This window comes from Paenibacillus violae, from assembly GCF_032461945.1.
GTDB lineage: Bacteria > Bacillota > Bacilli > Paenibacillales > NBRC-103111 > Paenibacillus_E > Paenibacillus_E violae.
Genome location: NZ_JAWCUD010000001.1, coordinates 486,897 through 510,511, shown reverse-complemented (window position 1 = coordinate 510,511; position 23,615 = coordinate 486,897). Strand labels below are relative to the sequence as shown.

Sequence of the window (23,615 nt, the reverse complement as noted above, 5' to 3'; positions counted from 1 at the left end):
CTTTCATCATCCTTTACGTGCAGGATAGAGTTCCAATGGCTTACCCGTCCGATCCAGTATGCGATAGGCAGCAGGCTCGCCTTTTCTTCGATGCAGGATGACATATCTCGTAAATACACCCTCTTCCAAAAGCTGCTTCAGAACAGGCCTCATTCGCACATCCTCATAATCGGCACCATGCGCGGTTGCAACAACGCGAATCCCCGTATGGACAGCCTCGTGGATCGCTCCTGCATCTTCTGGCCGGCCGATTTCATCGACGACCAGCACATCTGGCGATAAGGATCGAATCATCATCATCATGCCTTCCGCTTTTGGGCAACCGTCCATGACGTCTGTTCTCGGTCCCAGATCGAATCTGGGCACTCCTTTGACACAAGCCGCCAATTCTGAGCGTTCATCGACTACGCCTACCTTCTTGCCTGTCGTGCCCAGGCTGTTCACGCCCCACTCTCCGCGGCTAATGAGCCTGGCCATGTCACGAATCAGGGTTGTCTTCCCTTGCTGCGGCGGCGAGATCACGAGCGTGTGATGGACACTTCTCCGAATAGGGTCGAAGAGATGCGGCAGTACCTGCTTGCCTACCCCTTGAATCTCACGGGCAATCCGAATATTAAACGAGCTAACATCGCGAATCTGCTTGACATCTCCTTGATCTAACACCGTACGCCCGGCTAGTCCGACTCGATGGCCGCCGGCAATGGTGATATAACCTCTCCGCAGTTCTTCTTCATGGGTGTACATGGAATGGTTCGTTAGCATCTCCAGCAAGGTCAAACAATCTTGTCGGGTTGGTTTGTACGCCTGATCTTCCCCAGTCACCAATTGGCCTCTCTCATCAACGAAAGCGTACCCGTCCCCCCAGATTAGCTCGAAGGGGCGCGATTCTCTCACCCTGATTTCCTCAACGCTAGCTTGTACGTCCGGAGGCAAAGCTGAGAGTAGAATCCGAAGCGTCTGAGGAAGAATGTGCATAATCGTGTCGTGCATAGCGAAACATCCCTCCAAGTTGTCCAGTCTTCTATATTCATTTCTATGCTTAATAGAAAGAAATATGACCGTTTACTTTTTTAAAATACCAATGAATAGACAGCTTACTCCCGCAATCACCCAGAGCATCTTCCCATAGGAAAGTTTCTCTGCTATCCCTACCAAACCTATCGTCGTAGTAGCTAGTAGTACTAGAGGACCTACTAGAGCAAGCGTAGAGTTCACTAGCAGGGCCTTCTCCACTGTCGCCAGTCTCAACATGACGATCGCTGCTATGATCTCTATACTCCCTGACATCAGTCTCAGCGACGCCATCGTCAGAACAATTTTGTTCATGTTTTCTACTCCTTTCGTAAAAAGAAACAGCTCTTTTGAACCGGCTGCAGCATTAAAGTAACTCGCGTAGAATTGATATAAAAGGCCGGAAGCGACTTTTGTAAAACTGTTCCAACCACATAAGATCTCATTCAATAAAAGGAACAGTTTTACAATGGAGTCTGAAGGTTTTTATATCAATGCGGAGCTCACAAACATAACTTCAATGCTGCAGCAAGGTTCAACGGCAGCTCACTCTTTTTACCCTACCTTATGCGGGCTCGTCTGATTTTAGGCATAGTGGGCACCACCATTTGCCCAGATGCATATGCTGTACACATAATTGAACCTTCGAAGGACAGTGAGGAGAAATACCGATGGAAGTTACCTCTTATTTGAACTGGAATCCCGTTCTGGCCGACCCCACAGGACAAAGGCAGGCCAAACCCAGAACGTTGGGGAAAACAATGGTAATGGATAAAGGCTTAGGGCCAAATGCATTTGAAGATTTGCTTACCGCGGGCAGCAATCATGTGGATTTGATCAAACTCGGCTTCGGCACATCTCCTCTGTATCCGCAACATGTGCTGAAAAGCAAAATTAACGCCGCCAAAGAAAATGGCATTTGCATCTATCCGGGAGGCACCTTTCTCGAAGTTGCAATTACACAGCACGCAGTGGCTTCCTATTTCGATATGATTGTCGCACTCGGGTTTAACGGTGTTGAAATATCCAATGGAACCATTGATTTCGACCGTAAGCTTAGAAATGAGTTGATAGCGCGCGGGCTAGACGAAGGACTAGAGGTTATAACGGAATATGGTAAAAAGGGCTGGGGTTCTGCCATCGAATTAGAGGAATTAATCGAGACCGTTATGTTAGACACCGAATTCGGAGCTTCCCTAGTAACGATTGAAGCTCGTGAATCCGGGATGGGTGTTGGGATTTTTGATTCACAGGGAAAATGTAAGGATGAGGAAGTCGGGCAAGTGCTCTCCGCCGTTCCCGGGCAGCGGCTTCTGTGGGAGGCTCCGCTCAAAAGTCAACAGGTGCATTTGATTAGCATGCTTGGAGCAGATATCCACTTGGGCAACATCTCACCGGATGAGCTTATTGCTTTGGAAGCATTGCGCAGAGGACTGCGTTCCGATACGTTGTCCTTAGGTACCAGAAAGGAATAAAAGATGCATATCGAGGTTGTCGCCAACATCGGCGAAGCAAGAAGTGACGATTTTCTTCATAAAACCGTCATCGTCGTTGATGTTATCCGTGCAACTAGCACGATCATCACCGCATTGATTAACGGATGCAAAGCCATCGTTCCAGTGGATACCGTTCTGAGGGCCAAAGAATTGCAACAAGAGGGTGATCTGCTTGGAGGGGAACGATTTTGCAAGAAAATTCCCGGTTTCGATTTCGGTAATTCACCATTGGAATATACCAAGGAAGCTGTACAGGGCAAACGTGTGATCCTGACTACAACGAACGGCACTAGAGGCATTCAAAAGGCGATAAAAGCCGATCAAGTGCTGGCAGGTTCTTTTTTAAATAGTAAAGCTTGCGCAGCGGCTGCGATTGCCTTCAAGAGAGACACTGTGATTCTATGCGCAGGGACACAAGACGTCTTCTCCTTAGAGGATGGACTTTGCGCTGGGCACATTCTTGAGGAGCTAATCCGGGCTCTAGGCGAGAAACAGATAGCAACCAATGATTTCGGTTTAGCTATGCGAGGATGTTTTTTGCAAGCTCAAAAAACGTTATACGATACACTGCTGTCCTCCACGAATGGAAAGAAAATGTGCAAGTCCGGTTTTCAGGCGGATATTGAAGCCTGTGCCAAAACAAATATCACAGATCAAGTGCCGGTCCTTGAACGTGATCAAATGGTGCTGCTAGGGACTTCAGGGCGTCCTGCGTTCTAAATACAAGCCCCTCTCATAAACTAAGATGGAAAGTTATGAGGGTGAGGGGTTTGATGATGAATGGCAATATAATCTTAGTTACACTCATTGTTATTGGACTCATAGGCCGTTCTCCAATTATTACAACTGCTTCTTGCATGCTGCTTGCCTTGAAACTAGTCGGATTAATGCGATTTTTTCCCGCTATGGAACGCAGAGGCCTGGAGCTGGGATTGCTTTTTCTGACGATTGGCGTCCTTGTACCGTTTGCAAGTGAACGAATCTCTATGAAGGACATCATGTCGGTATTTACCTCTTGGCCGGGAATTATTGCTCTTCTTGGAGGAGCGATTGCAACGTATATGAACGGAAAAGGGTTGGAGCTATTAAAAATAGACCCACAATTAATTGTGGGTCTTGTCATTGGTTCCATTTTTGGCATTATCTTTTTGCGGGGGATTCCGGTCGGCCCTTTGATGGCAGCCGGGATCACAGCTTTTTTATTAAAAGTTGCTTATTTTATATCCGATAAATTCAGTTGAGAACTGAGATTATCTGCGATCTTGCGGTCCGCCAACGAAAGCTTGCTCTGTAGTGTCCAAGCCGTAAGCTGTGTGCAGAGATTGAATCACTTCAGTCAAGTTCGAGTTCTCGATGACGCAAGATACTTTAATCTCGGACGTGCTGACCAGCGAGATGGAGATGCCAAGGTCAGAAATCACTTTAAACATCGTAGCAGCAACCCCAGGCGTACTAACCATGCCGGCGCCAACGATGGACACTTTCACCATATTCACTTCGGAAGTTACTTCACGGAAGCCGATTTCACCGCGGATGGATTCAATTGCATCCAAAGCTTTTTCGCGGTCAGCAAGCGTCGTTGTGAATGAGAAATCCGCTGATCCATTGAGCACACCGCTTTGTACAATGATATCTACATCGACTTGAACCTCGGCAAGCGCCATGAATACTTTTGCCAGTTGACCCGGTTTCTCGGGTACACCTAGAATACTAACTCTTGCCACATTCTTGTCATAGGCGATGCCACGGACAACGATCCCTTGCTCCATCACTGCTTCCTCCTTCACGTTGGTACCTTCATTGTTGGTAAAACTGGAACGTACCACCAAGGTAACGTTATAGTTTTTGGCATATTCCACTGCTCTTGGATGAAGTACAGCAGCTCCCAAGTTCGCAAGCTCCAGCATCTCATCGTAAGAAATTTCATTTAGCTTTCTCGCTACTTTCACAATGCGCGGATCCGTTGAGTAAATACCATCTACGTCGGTATAAATCTCACAAAGATCTGCTTTGATTGCAGCAGCAAGAGCAACGGCCGTTGTATCGGAACCGCCGCGGCCAAGCGTCGTAATCTCTCCATCTTCCGTCATGCCTTGGAAACCGGCTACAATCACGACATTGCCTTGTTCAAGCGCATTCAGAACGCGCCCTGGCTGAATATCCGTGATTCTCGCTTTTCCGTGCACATCTTCCGTGAAAATCCCGCTCTGCCAACCGGTGTAAGATACCGCTTGTTCCCCTAAACTATGTATCGCCATCGATAAGAGGGCTACAGAAACCTGCTCTCCTGTCGTTAAGAGCATATCCATTTCACGAGCCGGTGGGGCTCCATCGTAAATTTGCTTAGACAGGTCGATAAGATCGTCCGTTGTATCTCCCATCGCAGATACGACAACAACGCAGCTGTGACCTGCTTGTTTTCGCTCAACGATTCTTTTTGCAACACGTTTCATTCGCTCCGCATCACCGACAGAGCTTCCGCCAAATTTCATCACTATTAGAGACAAAGCTGACCCACTCCTAACGCATACTAGTGCATAACAATTCAATATTATAGCATAAAATGTAGTTTTGTGTGAAAAATTGCACACACAAAATAAAAAAACTCCCTGACTTGTCAAAAGTCAGAGAGGCTTGTCTTACTTGAAACTAGGCACGGGAGATATAACGGCCATCTTCGGTATCAACCGTAAGCACGTCGCCTTCGTTGATGAACAATGGAACTTGGACAACAAGGCCAGTTTCCACTTTTGCACCTTTAAGCGCGCCTTGTGCTGTGTTGCCTTTAACGCCTGGTTCTGTTTCTACAACTTTTAAGTCAACGCTTTTTGGCAGATTGATCCCAAGAATTTCACCTTGGTAGCTCAAAATTTTGATGTTCATGTTCTCAAGAAGGAAGTTCAATTCCCATTTCAGTTGCTCACGGGAAAGGCTGAATTGATCAAACGTTTCTGTATCCATGAACGTGAACTCGTCGCCGCTTGCATACAGGTACTGCATTTCACGGTTATCGATGTGTGCACGGCCCACGTTTTCGCCCGCACGGAAAGTACGCTCAACCGTGTTGCCGTTGCGCAGGTTTTTCAGCTTGGAGCGCACGAATGCAGCGCCTTTACCTGGTTTAACGTGTTGGAAATCTAGAACTGTAAAAATATCGTGCTCTACTTCAATGGTAAGTCCTGTCTTGAAATCATTTACTGATATCACTTGTGAATCCCTCCGCTAGTCAATAATAAGAAAATCTTTTGTAGAATTTGTAAGTATTTTAATGCCGGTGTCAGTAATTACTGCGTCATCCTCAATTCGAACTCCCCCAAAACCAGGAAGATAAATGCCAGGTTCCACCGTAACCACCATACCAGGAGTTAAAATTGTATCCTCGGTTTTCGACAAGCGCGGAGATTCATGAACCTCCATGCCTAAACCATGTCCGGTACCGTGACCGAAGTATTCGCCATAGCCATGCTTCACAATGACATCGCGTGCATAAGCGTCGCCTTCTCTGCCCGCAATACCGGGTTTGAGATTGGCTAGACAATTGAGTTGAGCTTCCAGCACAATATCATAAATTTCTTTATGCTTGTCCGTCGGCTTTCCTAGCATAACTGTTCTTGTGATGTCAGAGCAATACCCTTTATAATACGCTCCAAAATCCAATTTGACAAATTCGTTTATTTGGAGCACGCGATCACTTGCTTTGCCGTGTGGCAGAGCGGAGCGTTCGCCGGAAGCAACAATTGTTTCGAACGAAGTCGATGTTCCGCCATTTTTGCGGATAAACATTTCAATCTCAAGCGCAATATCGAGTTCTTTCACACCTGGCTTGATATAGGACAAAATGTGCGAAAAGGTTTGGTCAGCCAAATCTGCCGCTTCCTGCATGACTTGCAATTCAACATCGTCTTTGACCATACGGATGCCCTCGACGAGTTTCGCCGTCGGCAATAGCTCAATGCCCGGTAAAGCCGCTTGATAACTCAGGAAGTCACCATAGGACACATCCCCTTGCTCGAAGCCGAGTTGTGTAATCCCTTGCTGATTCAAGAGTCCTTTAACAGTTTCCATCACTTTAGCCTGATGCTCAACCACTTCAAAAAGCTTCGCTTGTTGAGGGGCCTGCGTCATATAACGGAAATCTGTCAAAAGAATTGCTCGATCTAACGTTATAAGAACATAGCCGGAAGAACCGGTGAAGCCAGATACATATGTACGGTTATAGGCATTCGTGATGAGTACAGCCGGTAAATTTTGCTCTTGCATAACCTTGCGAAGACGTTCAATACGTTTCTCCTGCATCGAAATCACCATTCCTTCTTTTACTGCATATGGGATAGAAGTGCTCTCAAACCTAGCTCATAGCTCTGCACGCCGAATCCGCTGATCTGACCGATAACAACTGGCGCGGTGACGGACTGATGACGAAACTCCTCGCGCTTATGAATATTCGATAGATGAACTTCTACGGTAGGCAATTGAACGGAAGATAACGCATCGCGAATGGCGTAGCTATAATGCGTAAATGCGCCAGGATTAATGAGAATGCCGTCTTTCGTACCAAAGGCTTCATGAATTTTATCAATAATATCGCCTTCATGATTCGATTGGAAGCTTTCAATCTCAACCGAAAGAACTTGGGCTAATTCAGTCAAGCCTTGAATAATGACGGATAGGGAAACCGTTCCGTACACACCAGGTTCACGTATGCCCAGCATATTCAGGTTGGGCCCGTTAATCACCAGAACCTTTTTCAACAGGAATCACTCCCCAGCATTTTTCAGTTGCACAGACTTTATCCGCCTATTTAACCTTTGATATTTTACCATAACTTTCATGTCTTGTGTATAGGTTGTCTTGTTCTTGTATCTGTGTACTCGATCGCGATGGAATATCCAATAAACATTCCCCAGACAAGGAATAAACATAGATCCGTCAGAATGCTATTGAGGTCCAAATCCGTAATCCAGTATGTCATCCCCGCCAAAGGACCGATCAGCAAATAAATTGCCGCCCACCAGAGTGCCCCATACCCAATCCCCCACCAGGCAGATTGCAGCTTCCACATTGTAACCATATAGATGAAGGCCGCGATAATGGAAAATACCGTAAAAAAGCCCCAGCCAACGAGCACGCCCTGCCAAGTCAACAGAAAATCATGTTTGAAAAAAGGCTCTACAAGAAACCCCACCACAATGTTGGTAAATTTAAAGTAGTGTTCAATTATTTTCATTGCTCCCCAAATGAAGCCAGCGAAAAAGCCAATGTATAAGACGAAAAGCCAACGATTTGTTTTCAATTCCCCCACATTTTTCTCATTCATCAGTCGTTCTCTTCCTTTCTCTACAAAGATTGCACGTCAATCACAGGTAAGAATAGTATGTTCTACCGTTATCGGTAGCATTCAAACCCTGAATCCGTTACAATAGGAAAGTACGAAAAACCGAATTCGAGAAGGATAAGAAGGTGGATCTCATGGCAGAACAAAACAGTATATACGGAGGACAAGCCGTCATTGAGGGCGTCATGTTCGCAGGAAAAAATGTGCATGTAACCGCCGTGCGCAAGAAAGATGGCTCACTTGATTTCTTGGAAGTCCCTAGGAAAGATATCCCCTGGGTACAATCGCTCAAGAAGATCCCGTTGGTCAGAGGGATTGTCGGCATTATAGAATCCAGCGCCAAAGGTGCTCAGCATCTTAATTTCTCAGCGGAATCCTTCGCTGAACAAGAAGGTGAGGACAAGTCCTCAGCTAATAAAGATGAGAAACCTGGCTTTTTCTCAAATATTTCGATGATTCTTGGTGTAGCAGTTGTGGGTGTGATCTCTTTCCTTTTTGGGAAATTCGTGTTCACCCTGGTCCCGGCAATCATTGAACAGTTTTTGTTTGGGAATGTATTTAGCAATCAAATTCTTCATAATCTTATAGAAGGTGTTATCAAGATCATCTTGCTTGTCGGATATATTTACTTCATATCTTTAACACCTATGATTCGCAGACTTTTTCAGTATCATGGAGCTGAGCATAAAGTCATCAGCGCTTATGAAGCAGGCGTCGAGTTAACCGTCAGCAATGTACAGAAATTCAACACGCTGCATTATCGTTGCGGCAGCAGCTTCATTGTTTTTACCGTTTTGATCGGCGTCGTTATCTACTCATTCCTGCACTATGATGGATATGTAGAACGTATCTTGCAGCGTTTAGTGCTGCTACCTGTTGTAATTGGAGTTTCTTATGAAGTGCTAAGATTTACGAACTCCCTTCGTGAAGTGCCGGTTCTCCGCTACCTGGGGTATCCGGGACTATGGCTCCAACTGTTGACAACCAAAGAACCTGAAGACAGTCAGGTTGAGGTGTCTATCGCTTCTTTTAACCGGATGCGTGAAGCAGAAAAAAGAATAATGGAGGGACGGGTATGAGAAGAAAATTTTCGCCGGTCGAGATCGCTATCGGTGTTTTGATTGCGATTGGATTGTTGGTAAGTTTGCGAACTTTATTCATTCCGATTCTCGTATTAGGGCTTATATTTCTTCTATACAAATTCCCACCGTCTCGTTGGAAAAAACCTTCCTATGGCAGCCGCGGCTCGTCTAAGCCAAAAAGGAAAAACGCAAAGTTTCGCGTCATCAACGGAACGAAAGACTCGGACCCGGATGATTATCCGAAATATCATTAAGCCCTGACCGTCACTTGGAAAGAATGCGTAGTACGTATTTCTCATAATTCTCTTCGTAGGATTTGGCGGACCATTTGGTAAAGTAGTCATTGGTCGATTGGTATCCGGAATCGTACAGTGACAAACTCAATTCTTTAGACAAATTGAATTGTGTATTCCCCACGCCGAGCGTTGGAATTTTGACCGTACGGAACCGGTTTTGCATCTCAATGTATCGCTCATCATGAGCGCTCAACATAGTTCCAAACAAAGCCTCAAGCATCGTAATCGGTCCTTTAATGGTGTGCGTAGGCGATTCGCTTTTCCCGACCAACTGGAACCCGATAACGGGAATGATTTCTTCACGATCTGTATCCCGGTCGAACACCCATAAGGGATAATTACTCAACAATCCACCATCTACGATATAATAAAACTGCTCTGCGAATGGCGCTGCCTTCGGAGAGCTTTTTATTTGCCGGCGAATCATGACCGGATCAAAAAAATAGGGGATGCTCGTGCTCATCCGCACCGCTTTGGCGATTGAAAACTTCCGCGGATCAATCCCATACTGCGCAATATCCGCAGGCAAAATAAGCAGCTTGCCTTGCGTAATATCGGATGCGATAATTCGCAGCTGATTGTGCTTGAGATCTCCGAAATTGCGGATTCCCTTGTCAGCAAGCAGCCCCGACACCCACTGCTCCAGCGCTTCGCCGGAGTAGAGGCCTTTCTTGATCAACAGCCGCGCCGCTGGTCCGATGATTTTGGTATTGAAAATCGGTGATCGCTGCATAAATGATTTAAATGGAGTTCTGAGGATAATTTCTCTCATCTCTTCTCCGGTATAGCCGGCGGATAACAAAGCCCCTACAATCGATCCAGAGCTTGTACCTGCGACTTGATGGAACACATGCCCCTGCTCCATGGCTGCAGTGACGCCGCCGGCAAGTGCTATCCCCTTAACGCCGCCACCTTCGAACACGCCATTGATTAACATTCGACACCCCTCCCCGAAATCAAACAAAAGGGCTTACTTTGTTATGTATGCGGGGGCAGTTTGTTTCTATGCACAATAAAAAGACAGAGCGCCGCGTGTTGCGGCCTCTGTCTAATTATCAGCTTCTAATTCTTTACGAACATTCAAGAGTTCATCTGTCCGACCTGGATCTCTGCGGAAATATTCGACCAAAGTCTCGATACAAGTAATGGAATCCCAGCTTAGATGATGCTCGATTCCCTCAACATCCTTATATATATTGTCCTCTTGGACGCCAATGATTGTTAAGAAATTTTCGAGCAGTTGATGACGTTCAACAAGTCGTTTGCCCATTTTCTTACCTTTTGGAGTTAACATAAGTCCGCGGTACTTCTCATAGATTAAATAATTGTCTTTGTCCAGCTTTTGAATCATTTTCGTCACGGAGGAGGGATGCACTTCAAGCCCTTCAGCAATGTCGGAGACACGAGCGTAACCTTTCTCGTCTATGAGTTTATATATTCTCTCCAGATAGTCTTCCATGCTAGGCGTAGCCATTGCTTTATTTCCCCCTGCTTTCCTTTATTTCCTGCCACTTGCTTACCTATCATAATCCATCAACCTAGATGCGGTCAAATATCCCATGGTTCATCCACTCTGTGCATTGGCACACTAAATGTCAGGAACAAACATCATCCCGGCTTATTGAAAGGAGAATTGCATGTCAACAGAATTGCTCAGTAGACCAGTACCAAACACAGCTGTCTTCGTACCAGAGCTTGTTTATTTTGAACCTGATGCGATGAATTATACCAAAGGCAAGATGATCTATGAGTGGGCCAAGCAGCAAGGGTTAGAGATTCATATGACAACCTCGCATAATCAAATACGCGATCTTCCGGGTGAGACCGAACTAGAAAAATACCGTATAGCCAAACGAACTTTAGTCGTCGGCATACGCAAAACACTTAAATTCGACACTTCAAAACCATCCGCCGAATATGCGATTCCAATCGCTACTGGCTGTATGGGTCACTGCCATTACTGCTATCTCCAAACTACTTTAGGCGCTAAGCCTTACATTCGTATTTACGTCAATATCGACGATATTCTGGGAGCCGCTCAAAAATATATCGATGAACGAGTACCCGAAATCACCCGTTTTGAAGCTGCCTGTACCTCGGATCCCGTAGGTTTGGAGCATATTTCCGGCTCCTTAAAGCAGCTTATCGAATTCATGGGACAGCAGGAGCATGGTCGTTTACGGTTTGTTACGAAATACCATCATGTAGAACCGCTATTAGATGCCAAACATAATAAGCATACTCGCTTTCGCTTTAGTGTGAACGCTGATTATGTCATTAAAAACTTTGAACCGGGTACTTCCAAATTTCACGAAAGAATCGAAGCAGCCGGAAAAGTCGCTAAAGCCGGTTATCCGCTTGGTTTCATTATTGCCCCCATCATTTGGCACGAAGGTTGGGAAGAAGGTTATGCTACCCTATTGGAACGGCTTCACCAAGAACTTCCAACCGAAGCCACGATAGATTTAACCTTTGAAATGATTCAACATCGATTTACCAGAACGGCCAAAAACGTCATTGAAAAAAGATATCCCAAAACAAAGCTTGAGATGGACGAAGAAAAACGTAAATACAAATGGGGCCGTTGGGGACAGGGTAAATACGTATATCCAGATGAACAAGCAAACGCGCTAAGGGAATTTATCACAGAACAAATCTTTGATAAATTCCCTCAAGCCAAAATTGAGTATTTTACTTAATCATAAACACATCCATCATTAAAACTTCAACCAATCCGGGGTTATGGTGTTTAACCAAAGTGTGATCTGCGTCATTTTACCTGTATAAAGTAAAACCGCAATCACCACCATTAAACCCCCTCCAATTTTCATAATGAGATTGGAATAACGTAAAATCCATTTGGTTGAACCGATAAAAAAGGAGAGTACAAAAAACGGAATAGCAAATCCTAACGAGTAGGCGGTTGTTAACTGAAACCACGTTCCAGGCTCTGTAGTAGCCAAAGCGAGAATGGCCGATAAAATGGGTCCTACACAAGGAGACCATCCTGCAGCAAACCCCATCCCTACCAGCACCGAACCGAGATATCCCGCGGGACGGAACTTGATTTGCAGCTTGCGTTCTTTCATCAACCACTGCGGTTGGAAAACACCAAGCAAAAATAATCCCATAATAAAAATCAATAACGCTGCAATTTGCCGAAGCAAATCTCGATAATCAATAAAAAAATTACCTAAAAATCCTGCCGTTAAGCCCAACGCATAAAAAATGATGGAAAACCCAACGATAAAACTTAGCGTATGCAGCATTGTTTGCCTGCGCACCTGGGATGATGTCTCACCCGATTTCAATTCACTTACCGAGATTCCTGTTATGTAGGAAAGATAAGAAGGATATAATGGCAAACAGCATGGCGAAATGAAGGATGCGATCCCCGCCCATAAAGCAATCCATAAATTAACAGAGTCCATGTTAAATCCTCAATCCTCTTTTTAAAATGATCCCGATCAACATCGCAATGAGTGTAAGCACAACCGTTCCACCCGGAGCGAGATCCCAAACGCCAGCAACAACCAGCCCAATGACAACCGCAATTTCTGAAAAAATAACAGCCAAAATAACGGAGTGTTTAAAGCTTCTTGCGATTAGCAAGCTACATGCGACTGGAATCGTAAGCAAGGACGAAACAAGCAGTGCGCCTACAATCTTGATGGCAACCGAAATAACGAGTGCAGTAAGCATTGTAATCATCATATTATAATATTTAAGCGGAAGTCCACTTACACTAGCTGCATCCTCATCGAAAAACATGAGAAAGAACTCTTTAAAATGAACAGCAATGACCCCGACAACAAGCACAGATACACCGAGAACAACCCATAGATCTTGCCGATCCAGCGTATAGATACTTCCGAACAAATAGCTCATGACATTCATATTAAAGCCTTTGCCCAGTGTAAAAAGAATCGTAGCCAGCGCGACCCCGCCTGACATAATGATGGCGATGGAGAGCTCTGCATATGTTTTATAAGCTTTGCGCAGACGTTCAATAGCGAACGAAGCTAACAAAGCGAAAACAAGTCCTACGCCCAAAGGGTACACATTAATGAGAAACCCAAGAGCAACCCCCGCAATGGAAACGTGAGCAAGTGTATCTCCGATCATCGACAATCGCCGAAGGACAAGAAAAACGCCCATTAATGGCGCTGTCAGCCCGATCAATATTCCGCCAATTAAAGCGCGTTGAAAAAAATACTCCGTGAATATGTCCAAAATGCCCGCTCCTTACTGTACTCCGATCATCTCGCGAATCTGGCCGATCGAATGTGTCAAATTCGTTTCTCGGCAATCCTCGGGATCATGGGTATGCTTCACATGAAACTTGATACCGCCGCTAACTTGCTGCGGCTCCGAACCTAAATATGACTGCATCATGTCCATATCATGCGACACCATGATGAACGTCATGTGATGATGCTGATGCATGTGGCGGATCATCCGGAAAAATCCGAGCTGCGATTCCGCATCGATCCCCACGGTTGGCTCATCCAATATGAGCAGCTCCGGGTTGTTCACGATCGCGCGCGCGAGGAAAGCGCGTTGTTGTTGTCCACCCGACAGCTGGCCGATTTTGCGGTCAGCCAGGTCCTCGATGCGCATGGCGTGCATCGCGTCTTCCGCTTTTTGCAGGTCAGCTTTGGACAACCTGCGGTAGATCCGCTTCTTCGAATACATCCCAGATAAAACAATTTCCCGCACAGTTGCCGGGAATAAGGGATTGAAGGCATTTTTTTGCGGAACATAACCAATGCGTTCCCAATCCTTGAATTGGCTTAGCGGACTATCAAACAACCTGATCCCTCCACTCGTAGGCTTAAGAAGCCCTACGAGCATTTTGAGCAGCGTTGTTTTACCTGCGCCATTGGAGCCAATGACACCAACAAAATCTCGTTCAAGCACATTAAAACGAAGCTTATCAATGACCTTCTTATGTTCATATGAGAAGGAAACATCATCAATAGACACGATACTTTGGTGGCAGAAATCTTTATGGCTTATCTCCATTTTTATAACCCCTGACTCATAATGAACTACCCTTTTATTGTAAGGCAGTCACTAAATTTTTCAAATTTTTGTCCATGATCGAGATATAATCCTCACCAGCGTTAACTTGCGCTTCCGTTAATCCTTCAAGAGGATTCAACACCATCGTATCTACCTTGGCATCTTTGGCTAACGTCTTCGCCAACTTGTCGGATACAAGCTCTTCAAAGAATATATATTTCAAGTTGTGTGCTTTGATGTATTCATTCATATTTTTAAGATCCTGAGCGGTTGGCTCGGCATCAGGCGATAGACCCATAATGGATAATTGCGTTAAACCATAATCTCTGCACAAATAAGCAAACGCCTGATGAGAAACAGCAATTTCCTTTTTCGAAGTTTGCCCCAGCTCTTTTTTGTAACGAGCATCTAGATCTGTTAATTTGGCAGCATAGTTCGCATAATTTTGCTCGAAGGCAGCCTTATGAGCCGGATCTGCACTAATCAGTGCCGTTTTAATATTATTAGCCATTTTCACAGCATTTAACGGGCTAAGCCACGCATGTGGGTCAAATTCCTCTTTATTTTCAGAGGTTTTTATTAAATTTGCCCCATTACTTGCTTCTACTACTTTTAAAGTTGAATCCGGTGATAGACTTCCCAGAAAATCTTTCACCCAACCTTCAAACCCAGCACCTTGATATACGAAAACTTGTGCTTGCGTCATATTTTTGATATCCCTGCTCTTCGGAGACCAATCGTGGGGCTCGACTCCAGCCGGAACCAGGTTAATGGCATTCACATATTCTCCACCAATTGCCTTAGTAAACTCATATAAAGGATAAAAACTCGTTACTACATTAACCTTTCCTTCAACAAGCTTAGCTTTTGAACTTGCAGCAGTACCGCATCCAGCCAATATAACAGATAAAATAACCATGACGGTTATGAACATAATCCATTTCGAACGTATCATAATCCTCACTCCACTCGCGTTCTAAATCGTAATAATTTTTATTAACGAATTGATTATACGAGTCCCCCTACTTGAAGTCAATACATCTTGGAGGCAAAATAAAAAGCCCTGCTGTGAAATGTCACAGCATGGACTTAATTCAATTACTGCTTCCCTTGGTCGTCCTTCTGCTTTGAACTGTCAGAATCTTCTTTAGATGAGCTTTTATCTTCCTTATCGGCTCCGTCTTCAGATTTGGATTCCGTTTTTTTGTTGCTTTCCTCTTTCAATTTCTTATATCGCTCTTCCGACTGCTTAATTAGCTTATTCTCTTGCTTTACCTTATATTGAATAATCTCATTGTACATCTCATATTGTTTTTTTAACTCCTGATTAATTACACTATCATCCTCTTTTTTTGTGCTCGACGCCTTGGACTTAGATTCTTTTTTTGCTTTCTCTTCCTCTTTCTTTTTATCCGAACCTCCGCCAAAAATAGAACAAGACGTTAAAACAAGAACCATCACCGAAATACAGATCAACTTAAAGAAATTTCTCGCTCTCATCTATATCACTCCGTGGTTAGTTTCCCTTAGAGTACCCCACTTAGATGAACCCCCATACGATAAAAAACACCCTTGACCTATGAAAAAATAGGGAAAGGGTGGTTTCTTGATTATTTTACTATCGCGCCGTTAGGCATAGAATCCGGAACCGTGGCCAGCGTCAGCTGGTCCCCGTGTGAAGCCGCGAGAATCATTCCTTGCGACAGCTCGCCGCGCAGCTTGGCCGGTTTAAGATTGGTGACGCAAATAACTTTGCGTCCAGCAAGTTCCTCGGGCGTGTAAAACTTCGCAATGCCCGAAACAACCTGACGCTGCTCGTATCCAAGATCGAGCTGCAGTTTTAGAAGCTTATCGGCGCCTTTCACAGGCTCCGCCGATAATACTTGAGCTACGCGCAGCTCCACCTTGGCGAAATCGTCAATTCCGATTTCCTCCTTTGGTTCTGGCGCGGGCACAGTTGAAGCAACAGCCGCAGGTGCTGCTTCTTTCACTTCATCGGCGGCGTTTGCCGCTCCTCCGCCCATAGCTTCAACGATGTACGCGACCTCAGCCGGAGCGTCCAATCTCGGGAACATAGGCTCTCCCTTTTGAACGGTTGTACCCGCCGGGAGATGCCCGAATGATTGCACGCTTTCCCATGCGGTTAAGCGCGGCAGATCCTCGGCAGCTAAGCCAAGCTGCTGCCAAATCAGTTGCGGCGTCTTCGTCATGAACGGACGCAGCAGTACCGACGAAATGCGCTGAGATTCGGCCAGCACATACATGACGGAGCCAAGTGTTTCACGCTTGGCTTCATCCTTGACCATCGACCATGGCTGAGTCTCGTCGATGTATTTGTTCGTGCGGCTAATCAGCTGCCACACCGCGGAAAGCGCAATGGAAAACTCCATTTTTTCCATTGCTTCTTCATACTTCGCTACCGTCGTTTGAACAGTCTCCAAGAGACTGTCGTCGAATTCGGTAGCCCCTGGCACATACGCGGGAATCGTGCCTGCAAAATACTTATCGATCATGACGATCGTACGGTTAAGCAGATTCCCCAAATCATTGGCGAGGTCATGGTTGACCCGCTCTACAAAACTTTCCGGCGTGAACGTTCCGTCAGCCCCGAAAGGCACTTCGCGCATCAAGTAATAACGAAGCGCGTCCAACCCATAACGATCAATCAAAGTCACTGGATCAACAACATTCCCTTTGGACTTTGACATTTTGCCATCTTTCATTAACAGCCAGCCATGAGCGAAAACTTTCTTCGGCAGCGGCAGGTCAAGCGCCATCAACATAATCGGCCAATAGATAGTATGGAAACGAACAATCTCTTTACTCATTAAGTGAACATCGGCAGGCCAATACTTATCAAAATTACTCGTATCATCCGAACCGTATCCAAGTGCTGTAATATAGTTTGAAAGAGCATCAATCCACACGTAAATCACATGCTTAGGATCCCCAGGGACTTTGATCCCCCAATCAAACGTTGTACGAGAAACAGCTAAATCCTCCAGTCCTGGCTTAATGAAATTGTTAAGCATCTCATTTTTGCGGGACTCTGGCTGAATAAACTCTGGATTTTCTTCATAATACTGCACCAAACGGTCAGCATATTTGCTCATCCGGAAAAAATAGGTTTGCTCCTTCATTTTCTCAACAGGACGCCCACAATCAGGACATTTCCCATCCACGAGCTTGCTCTCTGGGAAAAATGACTCATCCGGAATACAATACCAACCTTCGTACTCCCCTAAGTAAATATCCCCTTGATCAAGCAATCTTTGAAAAATCTTGCCAACCGCATCCTTATGGCGAGTTTCTGTAGTACGGATGAAATCGTCATAAGAAATGTCGAGCTTGCTCCACAGGTCCTTAATTCCAGCAACAATACCATCTACAAACTCCTGTGGCGTTGTTCCTTTTTCTTGTGCTTTACGTTCAATTTTTTGTCCATGTTCGTCTGTCCCCGTCAAGTACCTTACATCAAAGCCGCGAAGTCTTTTGTAGCGTGCCATAGCGTCGCCCGCCACCGTTGAGTAGGCATGACCGATGTGCAGCTTATCACTTGGATAATAAATGGGCGTCGTGATGTAAAACGTTTTTGATTTCGTTGTCATCCAGAATTCCTCCTAGCAAAATGTAGAAAACACAAAAAACCCTCATCCATCTTGGGACGAGAGCTGAACTCACGCGGTACCACCCAGTTTCCCCCGCCTTTCACAAGCTCGGGGCTCAGTAAGTCTATAACGACTTGCCCATTAACGCTGGGACACGAAGCCAGCTTACTCCCAACCTTGCGCATTATTATTTCTAGTACGCAGTCTGAGCCGCTCGAAGGCTTATTCTCCAGGACCATCTTCCAAACTTACTCCTATGCCGGCTTTCACCTTTCCCGGCTCTCTGTTCATAGGCTTCCGTCTGTACTTATCCGTTCATCGAATCCATATATAACATCTTAAGGCAAATATATCGAAAAAAAGAGCCACCTGTCAAGCCGACTGATCGTTATGAATTAATTTTTCCGCCCGCGGAGGCACATGATCAATCCCTCCAGGATGAAATGGATGGCATTTACAAATCCGCTTCATAGACAGCCATGATCCTTTTAGAGGACCATGCACTTCAATTGCTTCCAATGCATACTGCGAACATGTGGGATAGAATCGACAGGTTGGCGGCTTTAACGGCGAAATGAACTTCCTATAGAAATGAATAGGAGCTTGCAGCGTCCTTTTCATATGATGTTTCTCTCCCTCACCCAAAGTTAATTGTACATGATACTCTACCATCATGCCTGAAAAACAGAATGGGGTCAAATCGTACATTATTCTTACTCAGGAATGTGAAAACACTTAAGAAACGTAGGATAAAAATAATTAGAAATTGCCATTTTGATCCACTTAATTAAAAGACTTTCACGATCATGCTTGCCATTAAATTGATCTTTGATATATCTACCTAGTTGCGAAGTGCTGTAATGATTATTATAAATCGTTAACTTCGTGTTTAGTCTGTTTAATTTGGATGCAAGATAAGCATGTAGATCTTGAGCTGAAGGATTTTTTGGAGTCAGTGGAGTCGGCGCACATGGGCGAGGATCATCGGTGGGTGAAAGATTAACAGATTTTTGTGATTCGTGGTTAGATAATTCAAGTTTATTAAGTAATTTAGTTCTATTCTGAGTATACTCGAATGCAAACTGAATTTTATTTAACAATAATTGCGCGCTTCTATAATTAATCTCAAAAGCATGAGATAGTATGCTTGCGGTACATTCTACTCCCTCTTTAAATAAAAATTGAATGGCTTGGAACCATAGTAATAATGGAAGCTTCGATTTATGCATGAGTGTCCCCGCAGTTAAAGAAACCTGCATTCTACACTCTTTGCATTCTAGCAATTTACGTGTTCGAATCTTGAAAGCCTCGTTATGGTCGCAACGCGGACAGCAAAACCCATTTGCCCAACGCATTTTCAATAAAAACTCCTCACATTCTTCTTCCGAACGAAATGTGTATGAGCTCAGATCCATAAATTGCTGTTCCATCTTCTCACCTCGCAAAAAGAACATTTGTTCTTGTTTCTATTATATCAAACATATGTTCGAATTGGAAGTTCTTTTTATTTTGCCCTTCAGATTTCAAGAGGATAAGTCGGCGAAACACAGATTCTGTGATATATGCAAAAGTAGTAAAAGTACTGTATAGGTTGTGCTCATATCCATAACTAAAAACAGGTTAATTCAAAATAAAATACCTTGTTGTAGATACGACAGATTTTGCTGTATCAAGTTATACGGAGTCGTCAATCAGAGCAGGCAAGGTCGCAGACGTAGGTAAGGGTTCATTGCCGATGCGGATGTTAGACAGTAGTTTGGCGCAGTAGTGTTGGGCTGGTCTAAATATGAAAGCGGGTTCAGTACAGATTGGGAGGTTTGTGCTGTATACACCTCAGTCGAGTGTTGATTAGTAGCTGGTAAAGTGCGAACTGGTACGTTGATGTGATATGCGTTTAGAAGAGCGTTGGTTTGGATGTCGGTGCTATCTGTTGGTCGGGTATGCTTGGGAGGGCTGGGGTTAGGTGCGAACTGGTATGTTGGTGCTATCTGTTGGTCGGGTATGCTTGGGAGGGCTGGGGTTAGGTGCGAACTGGTATGTTGGTGCTATCTGTTGGTCGGGTATGCTTGGAGGGCTGGGGTTAGGTGCGAACTGGTATGTTGGTGCTATCTGTTGGTCGGGTATGCTTGGAGGGCTGGGGTTAGGTGCGAATTGGTATGTTGGTGCTATCTGTTGGTCGGGTATGCTTGGCTAGCTGGGTAAGGTGCGAACTGGTACGTTGGTGTGGTATGCGTTTAGAAAGAGCGTTGTTGTTGTGTATCTATGTGCTAGCTGTTGGCTGGGTATGTTCTAGGACTAGGGCAAGGTGCAAACTGGTACGTTGGTGCGGTGTGCGCTTAGAAGCGTGTTGTTGTGGATATTGGAGCTATCTGTTGGTCGGGTATGCTTGGCTAGCTGGGTAAGGTGCGAACTGGTACGTTGATGCGGTATGCGTTTAGAAGAGCTTTGTTGTGGATGTCGTTGCTTTCTGTTGTTCAGGTATGTTTGGAGGGCTGGGGTAATTGCAAACTGGTACGTTGGCGTGGTATGCGCTTGAGGTGCGTGAGAGGAATTATGGGTGTGCGTGTATGTGGGGATATGGGTGTGGGTAGATTGAGGTGTTTGTGTTCTTGGTTTTTTTGGTACGCTGCTTACGTTAGGCTGAATGTAAAAAAGATGCCTCTGAACGGTTAGGGTTCATTGGGCATCGTTTATGGAGAAGGATTTCATTTATCTGAATGAAACAAGATCTAGGATAATTCCTGCTGTTTCTTCGATTGCTTTGTTAGTGACGTTGATGACCGGGCAGCCAAGCTGCTTCATAATGGACTCGGCATAGTCGAGTTCTTCTTGGATGCGGCGGAAGGTGGCGTATTGGGAACCATCCGGGAGGCCGACGGCTTTGAGGCGTTCGAGACGAATTTGCAGGATTTGGTTGGCGTCCATGGTGAGGCCGATGATGCGTTTGCTTGGGATTTTGAAAAGTTCCGGTGGTAGCTTTATTTCTGGGATGATAGGAAGATTAGCAGATTTAATCCCTTTGTGCGCTAGGTAAATACTTAACGGTGTCTTGGATGTACGTGAAACTCCGATAAGGACAACTTCGGCCTGAAGCATACCGCGGTTATCTTTGCCGTCGTCGTATTTGACGGCAAATTCGATCGCATCTACTCTGCGGAAGTAATCGGCGTCCATTTCGTGAAGTAAACCCGGTTTGCGCTTCGGTAGGTGTCCATACGTTTCTGAATATGCTTCCAACATCGGTCCCATTATATCAACGGTTCGCACACCGAGGCGTTGCGCTTCATTTTTCATGGTTTCGCGAAGCTCAGGCTGCACGAATGTATAGGCTACAAAGCCCCCGGCTGCAGCTGCTTCCTGCAGCATTTGAACGATTTCACTTTGTTGGCTGATATGACCGTAACGTTTAATTCTCATCTGTTCGGAATTGAATTGACGAACGGTAGCTCTGGCAACGGCATCGGCGGTTTCTCCAATTGAATCTGAGCAAATAAACAGCTGCTGTTGTTCGGTCACTCTGCACCTCCCCTTTGAACCTACTATACGTGAAATTATACCAAAAATGCAAAAAAACCTCTATCCTTTAAAGCGACAGAGGTTTTTCGCTAATGGCTATTGTGTTTTTAGAATGATAACTGCTTTTGCTGGGAGATCGATGGTGTTTTCTTCCTGGTGATTGGTTATCATATTTGTTGCTTTGAGATCTCCTAGATCCACTGTTTCCTCATGATCATTATGATTCAGAAGGAACATATAGGTGTCCGAATCTCGAGTTCTCATGGATATCTCCACACCTGCAACAGGAGCTACAGGCGGAATAATTCCTTTGTGCTGACACAGGTTGCGAATGAGCCCTTGTAAAAATGAAGGTTCTGGACTAGTAGCTACATACCAAGCTTGGCCAGAGCCGTATGTGTTTACGGTCAGAGCAGGCATTCCTGAATAAAAGTCGCTGCCATAAACGGCTTTGATCTCCGCGCCTTCCGAATGGATTAGGTCACAAAGTATGCCGCATGGGTGGTCGCCCTTCAGTTCTCCCCACTGCTCACTCATGACGATTTGGTTGGACTGGCTTGGGAACAAAGCATCGATTTCTTCCGCCCAAATCCCAAGTACTTTGCGTAACTCACCAGGATAACCGCCTAAGGTGACGATATCATTCTCATTGACGATGCCGCTGAAGAATGTGGTGAGGAATGTCCCACCTGCGTGTACAAAGTCTTCGACTCGTTTTGCATAGCCCTTTTTTACCATGTAGAGAACTGGTGCAATGACGATGTCATAGCTAGATAGATCGGTTTCAACACCTATCATATCAACTTGGATGTTTTGCTGGAAAAGCGCGTCGTAGTACTTATGGACTTCATTCACATATTTCAGTGCAACGGTTGGCCCGCTGGAAAGTTCGACTGCCCAACGGTTTTCCCAATCAAATACGATAGCTACTTTAGCTTCGACTCTGGTATCCAGCAGCTTATCTGAAAGTATTTGCAGTTCAGCCCCTAGTTCCGCACATTCGCGGAATACCCGCGTATTCTCGTGACCGGCATGCTCGATGACGGCACCGTGGTATTTTTCACATGCTCCGACTGATCTTCGAAGTTGAAAGAACATGACGGTATCCGCACCGCGGGCCACTGCTTGATAGCTCCAAAGTTTCATTACGCCTGGACGTTTGAGCGAGTTGTAGGGCTGCCAATTTTGCTGGCTTGGCGTTTGTTCCATCAGCATGAAGGGTTGTCCTTGTTTTAAACCCCGCATAAGGTCATGTGTCATAGCCGTCAAGCTGATCGGTGTGTCCAAGGAAGGATAGTTATCCCAAGAAATCACATCCAAATGTTTGGCCCATTTAAAATAATCCAGTTCTTTGTATAATCCCATTAAATTAGTGGTGATTGGAAGATCAGGCGTATGTTTTTTGATAGCGTTGTATTCAAGCTTATAACACTCTAGCATGCTATCAGACATGTATCTCCGATAATCTAGCGAAATGCCTTGGAAATTGGTGTTGTCCACCCCCCATTCTTCTGACAAAGCATTTGGAGAAACGATTTCTTCCCACTCATAAAAGGTATGACCCCAGAAGCTTGTATTCCAAACTTTATTTAATGTTTCAAGTGTCTTATAGCGTTCTTGAAGCCAACTGCGGAAACCGTCTGCGCATTGCTCACAGTAACAATACCCGCCATATTCATTTGAAATGTGCCAAATTAAGACCGCAGGGTGGTTTTTATAGCGTTCTGCCAGCTTCTCAGCGAGGAGCGTAGAGTACTTACGATATGTAGGGCTGTTTGGGCAAGAGTTGTGTCTCCCGCCAAATTTACGCTTCCTTCCTTCAAAATCAACACGGAGAACGTCCGGATAGTTACGCGCCATCCAAGCAGGATGTGCCCCCGTGCTTGTGGCTAAGCAAACATAAGTCCCGTTCTTATAAAGCTTGTCTATGATTTCATCTAACCATTCAAAGTCGTATGTATCCTCATTCTTTTGCAATCTCGCCCACGAAAAAACATTAACTGTCGCTACATCAATTCCCGCAAGCTTAAACATGCGTAGATCTTCATCCATGATTTCTTTATCCCATTGTTCGGGATTGTAGTCTCCGCCGTACCAAATCTTGGGGAGTTTCTCATTGATCATAACTGCCACCTCATCAAATTGGATAAATAAATATAAGAATAAGTCCATTGTATTGGATTATTTTTCATCTTAAAATATAATATTTTTACATACTCATATAATAAAATGGAACAGGTGAACTC

26 protein-coding genes are annotated in these 23,615 nt (G+C 45.0%); 7 read left to right on the top strand and 19 right to left on the bottom strand.

Annotated elements, in window-relative coordinates; genetic code table 11:
* Nucleotides 1–6 precede the first annotated feature (6 nt).
* Entirely contained in the window at nucleotides 7–990 is a 984-nt protein-coding gene (gene spoIIIAA, locus RQP52_RS01980; RefSeq protein WP_315949137.1) for a stage III sporulation protein AA, read from the bottom strand.
* A 72-nt stretch (nucleotides 991–1,062) separates the two neighbouring features.
* Nucleotides 1,063–1,326, bottom strand: coding sequence for a YqhV family protein (locus RQP52_RS01975; RefSeq protein ID WP_145655469.1), 264 nt, complete (start codon nucleotides 1,324–1,326; stop codon nucleotides 1,063–1,065).
* Nucleotides 1,327–1,682: 356 nt separating this feature from the next.
* Here RQP52_RS01975 and RQP52_RS01970 point away from each other — a divergent pair, with 356 nt between their 5' ends.
* From RQP52_RS01970 to RQP52_RS01960, 3 genes are read left to right on the top strand one after another with little or no spacing between them, the layout of a single operon-like run.
* Nucleotides 1,683–2,486 carry a phosphosulfolactate synthase gene (locus RQP52_RS01970; RefSeq protein ID WP_315949136.1) on the top strand — a complete coding sequence of 268 codons (804 nt, stop codon included), beginning with the start codon at nucleotides 1,683–1,685 and terminating at the stop codon, nucleotides 2,484–2,486.
* A gap of 3 nt (nucleotides 2,487–2,489) precedes the next feature.
* Nucleotides 2,490–3,227, top strand: coding sequence for a 2-phosphosulfolactate phosphatase (locus RQP52_RS01965; protein ID WP_315949135.1), 738 nt, complete (start codon nucleotides 2,490–2,492; stop codon nucleotides 3,225–3,227).
* A 56-nt stretch (nucleotides 3,228–3,283) separates the two neighbouring features.
* A complete protein-coding gene (locus tag RQP52_RS01960; RefSeq protein WP_127449623.1) occupies nucleotides 3,284–3,748 on the top strand; it encodes a DUF441 domain-containing protein in 465 nt (154 codons plus the stop codon).
* A gap of 9 nt (nucleotides 3,749–3,757) precedes the next feature.
* Here RQP52_RS01960 and RQP52_RS01955 read toward each other — a convergent pair whose 3' ends face one another.
* From RQP52_RS01955 to RQP52_RS01935, 5 genes are all read right to left on the bottom strand, one after another.
* On the bottom strand, nucleotides 3,758–5,014 hold the full coding sequence (locus RQP52_RS01955; protein ID WP_315949134.1) for an aspartate kinase: 1,257 nt from the start codon (nucleotides 5,012–5,014) through the stop codon (nucleotides 3,758–3,760).
* Between the two features lie 142 nt (nucleotides 5,015–5,156).
* Nucleotides 5,157–5,714 carry an elongation factor P gene (gene efp / locus RQP52_RS01950; protein WP_181646554.1) on the bottom strand — a complete coding sequence of 186 codons (558 nt, stop codon included), beginning with the start codon at nucleotides 5,712–5,714 and terminating at the stop codon, nucleotides 5,157–5,159.
* A 15-nt stretch (nucleotides 5,715–5,729) separates the two neighbouring features.
* Nucleotides 5,730–6,803 (bottom strand): M24 family metallopeptidase, encoded by a 1,074-nt coding sequence (locus tag RQP52_RS01945; RefSeq protein ID WP_315950356.1) that lies wholly within the window; start codon nucleotides 6,801–6,803, stop codon nucleotides 5,730–5,732.
* A 20-nt stretch (nucleotides 6,804–6,823) separates the two neighbouring features.
* On the bottom strand, nucleotides 6,824–7,258 hold the full coding sequence (gene aroQ / locus RQP52_RS01940; RefSeq protein WP_315949133.1) for a type II 3-dehydroquinate dehydratase: 435 nt from the start codon (nucleotides 7,256–7,258) through the stop codon (nucleotides 6,824–6,826).
* A gap of 77 nt (nucleotides 7,259–7,335) precedes the next feature.
* Nucleotides 7,336–7,824, bottom strand: coding sequence for a YqhR family membrane protein (locus RQP52_RS01935; RefSeq protein WP_315949132.1), 489 nt, complete (start codon nucleotides 7,822–7,824; stop codon nucleotides 7,336–7,338).
* Between the two features lie 152 nt (nucleotides 7,825–7,976).
* Between RQP52_RS01935 and RQP52_RS01930 the strand changes: the two genes are divergently transcribed.
* Entirely contained in the window at nucleotides 7,977–8,921 is a 945-nt protein-coding gene (locus RQP52_RS01930) for a DUF1385 domain-containing protein (protein WP_157319916.1), read from the top strand.
* Entirely contained in the window at nucleotides 8,918–9,178 is a 261-nt protein-coding gene (locus tag RQP52_RS01925; protein WP_315949131.1) for a hypothetical protein, read from the top strand. The genes RQP52_RS01930 and RQP52_RS01925 overlap by 4 nt, the downstream gene beginning before the upstream one ends.
* A gap of 10 nt (nucleotides 9,179–9,188) precedes the next feature.
* Here the strand turns inward: RQP52_RS01925 and RQP52_RS01920 are convergent, their stop codons facing one another.
* The gene (locus RQP52_RS01920; RefSeq protein ID WP_315949130.1) at nucleotides 9,189–10,157 is read right to left on the bottom strand and encodes a patatin-like phospholipase family protein; all 969 of its coding nucleotides are present in this window, start codon (nucleotides 10,155–10,157) and stop codon (nucleotides 9,189–9,191) included.
* A gap of 111 nt (nucleotides 10,158–10,268) precedes the next feature.
* Entirely contained in the window at nucleotides 10,269–10,694 is a 426-nt protein-coding gene (gene mntR / locus RQP52_RS01915) for a transcriptional regulator MntR (protein WP_127449606.1), read from the bottom strand.
* A gap of 163 nt (nucleotides 10,695–10,857) precedes the next feature.
* On the opposite strand from mntR, the gene splB reads away from it, so the two are divergent.
* Nucleotides 10,858–11,919 (top strand): spore photoproduct lyase, encoded by a 1,062-nt coding sequence (gene splB, locus RQP52_RS01910; RefSeq protein WP_315949129.1) that lies wholly within the window; start codon nucleotides 10,858–10,860, stop codon nucleotides 11,917–11,919.
* An 18-nt stretch (nucleotides 11,920–11,937) separates the two neighbouring features.
* On the opposite strand, the gene RQP52_RS01905 is transcribed toward splB, so the two are convergent.
* The 8 genes from RQP52_RS01905 to RQP52_RS01870 all read right to left on the bottom strand — a co-directional run bounded on the left by RQP52_RS01905 (nucleotide 11,938) and on the right by RQP52_RS01870 (nucleotide 19,283).
* Entirely contained in the window at nucleotides 11,938–12,651 is a 714-nt protein-coding gene (locus RQP52_RS01905) for a cytochrome c biogenesis CcdA family protein (RefSeq protein WP_127449603.1), read from the bottom strand.
* Nucleotide 12,652: 1 nt separating this feature from the next.
* The gene (locus RQP52_RS01900; RefSeq protein ID WP_315949128.1) at nucleotides 12,653–13,453 is read right to left on the bottom strand and encodes a metal ABC transporter permease; all 801 of its coding nucleotides are present in this window, start codon (nucleotides 13,451–13,453) and stop codon (nucleotides 12,653–12,655) included.
* A gap of 12 nt (nucleotides 13,454–13,465) precedes the next feature.
* Nucleotides 13,466–14,245, bottom strand: coding sequence for a metal ABC transporter ATP-binding protein (locus RQP52_RS01895; protein ID WP_315949127.1), 780 nt, complete (start codon nucleotides 14,243–14,245; stop codon nucleotides 13,466–13,468).
* Between the two features lie 34 nt (nucleotides 14,246–14,279).
* Nucleotides 14,280–15,200 (bottom strand): metal ABC transporter substrate-binding protein, encoded by a 921-nt coding sequence (locus RQP52_RS01890; protein ID WP_315949126.1) that lies wholly within the window; start codon nucleotides 15,198–15,200, stop codon nucleotides 14,280–14,282.
* 143 nt (nucleotides 15,201–15,343) lie between these two features.
* Nucleotides 15,344–15,745, bottom strand: coding sequence for a hypothetical protein (locus tag RQP52_RS01885; protein WP_315949125.1), 402 nt, complete (start codon nucleotides 15,743–15,745; stop codon nucleotides 15,344–15,346).
* 110 nt (nucleotides 15,746–15,855) lie between these two features.
* Nucleotides 15,856–17,853: a methionine--tRNA ligase gene (gene metG / locus RQP52_RS01880; RefSeq protein ID WP_315949124.1), complete on the bottom strand. Its 1,998-nt coding sequence runs from the start codon at nucleotides 17,851–17,853 to the stop codon at nucleotides 15,856–15,858.
* Between the two features lie 372 nt (nucleotides 17,854–18,225).
* Complete coding sequence (gene yidD / locus RQP52_RS01875; protein WP_315949123.1) at nucleotides 18,226–18,474, bottom strand: membrane protein insertion efficiency factor YidD; 249 nt, start codon at nucleotides 18,472–18,474, stop codon at nucleotides 18,226–18,228.
* Between the two features lie 92 nt (nucleotides 18,475–18,566).
* On the bottom strand, nucleotides 18,567–19,283 hold the full coding sequence (locus RQP52_RS01870) for a transposase (RefSeq protein WP_315949122.1): 717 nt from the start codon (nucleotides 19,281–19,283) through the stop codon (nucleotides 18,567–18,569).
* A gap of 533 nt (nucleotides 19,284–19,816) precedes the next feature.
* Between RQP52_RS01870 and RQP52_RS01865 the strand changes: the two genes are divergently transcribed.
* Nucleotides 19,817–20,047 (top strand): hypothetical protein, encoded by a 231-nt coding sequence (locus tag RQP52_RS01865; protein WP_315949121.1) that lies wholly within the window; start codon nucleotides 19,817–19,819, stop codon nucleotides 20,045–20,047.
* Between the two features lie 515 nt (nucleotides 20,048–20,562).
* Here RQP52_RS01865 and RQP52_RS01860 read toward each other — a convergent pair.
* Both RQP52_RS01860 and RQP52_RS01855 read right to left on the bottom strand, forming a co-directional pair.
* Nucleotides 20,563–21,369 carry a pyruvate, water dikinase regulatory protein gene (locus RQP52_RS01860; protein ID WP_315949120.1) on the bottom strand — a complete coding sequence of 269 codons (807 nt, stop codon included), beginning with the start codon at nucleotides 21,367–21,369 and terminating at the stop codon, nucleotides 20,563–20,565.
* Nucleotides 21,370–21,465: 96 nt separating this feature from the next.
* Nucleotides 21,466–23,493, bottom strand: coding sequence for a beta-galactosidase (locus RQP52_RS01855; protein ID WP_315949119.1), 2,028 nt, complete (start codon nucleotides 23,491–23,493; stop codon nucleotides 21,466–21,468).
* Nucleotides 23,494–23,615 lie beyond the last annotated feature (122 nt).

Bases quoted from the DNA above. Each gene is read 5' to 3' on its own strand.
- splB (WP_315949129.1), top strand. From the start codon at position 10,858: ATGTCAACAGAATTGCTCAGTAGACCAGTACCAAACACAGCTGTCTTC.
- spoIIIAA (WP_315949137.1), bottom strand. From the start codon at position 990: ATGCACGACACGATTATGCACATTCTTCCTCAGACGCTTCGGATTCTA.
- yidD (WP_315949123.1), bottom strand. From the start codon at position 18,474: ATGAAAAGGACGCTGCAAGCTCCTATTCATTTCTATAGGAAGTTCATT.
- RQP52_RS01945 (WP_315950356.1), bottom strand. From the start codon at position 6,803: ATGCAGGAGAAACGTATTGAACGTCTTCGCAAGGTTATGCAAGAGCAA.
- metG (WP_315949124.1), bottom strand. From the start codon at position 17,853: ATGACAACGAAATCAAAAACGTTTTACATCACGACGCCCATTTATTAT.
- RQP52_RS01895 (WP_315949127.1), bottom strand. From the start codon at position 14,245: ATGGAGATAAGCCATAAAGATTTCTGCCACCAAAGTATCGTGTCTATT.
- RQP52_RS01855 (WP_315949119.1), bottom strand. From the start codon at position 23,493: ATGATCAATGAGAAACTCCCCAAGATTTGGTACGGCGGAGACTACAAT.
- RQP52_RS01920 (WP_315949130.1), bottom strand. From the start codon at position 10,157: ATGTTAATCAATGGCGTGTTCGAAGGTGGCGGCGTTAAGGGGATAGCA.
- mntR (WP_127449606.1), bottom strand. From the start codon at position 10,694: ATGGCTACGCCTAGCATGGAAGACTATCTGGAGAGAATATATAAACTC.
- RQP52_RS01925 (WP_315949131.1), top strand. From the start codon at position 8,918: ATGAGAAGAAAATTTTCGCCGGTCGAGATCGCTATCGGTGTTTTGATT.
- RQP52_RS01905 (WP_127449603.1), bottom strand. From the start codon at position 12,651: ATGGACTCTGTTAATTTATGGATTGCTTTATGGGCGGGGATCGCATCC.
- RQP52_RS01965 (WP_315949135.1), top strand. From the start codon at position 2,490: ATGCATATCGAGGTTGTCGCCAACATCGGCGAAGCAAGAAGTGACGAT.
- RQP52_RS01885 (WP_315949125.1), bottom strand. From the start codon at position 15,745: ATGAGAGCGAGAAATTTCTTTAAGTTGATCTGTATTTCGGTGATGGTT.
- RQP52_RS01930 (WP_157319916.1), top strand. From the start codon at position 7,977: ATGGCAGAACAAAACAGTATATACGGAGGACAAGCCGTCATTGAGGGC.
- RQP52_RS01890 (WP_315949126.1), bottom strand. From the start codon at position 15,200: ATGATACGTTCGAAATGGATTATGTTCATAACCGTCATGGTTATTTTA.
- RQP52_RS01960 (WP_127449623.1), top strand. From the start codon at position 3,284: ATGAATGGCAATATAATCTTAGTTACACTCATTGTTATTGGACTCATA.
- RQP52_RS01975 (WP_145655469.1), bottom strand. From the start codon at position 1,326: ATGAACAAAATTGTTCTGACGATGGCGTCGCTGAGACTGATGTCAGGG.
- RQP52_RS01870 (WP_315949122.1), bottom strand. From the start codon at position 19,283: ATGGAACAGCAATTTATGGATCTGAGCTCATACACATTTCGTTCGGAA.
- RQP52_RS01970 (WP_315949136.1), top strand. From the start codon at position 1,683: ATGGAAGTTACCTCTTATTTGAACTGGAATCCCGTTCTGGCCGACCCC.
- RQP52_RS01935 (WP_315949132.1), bottom strand. From the start codon at position 7,824: ATGAATGAGAAAAATGTGGGGGAATTGAAAACAAATCGTTGGCTTTTC.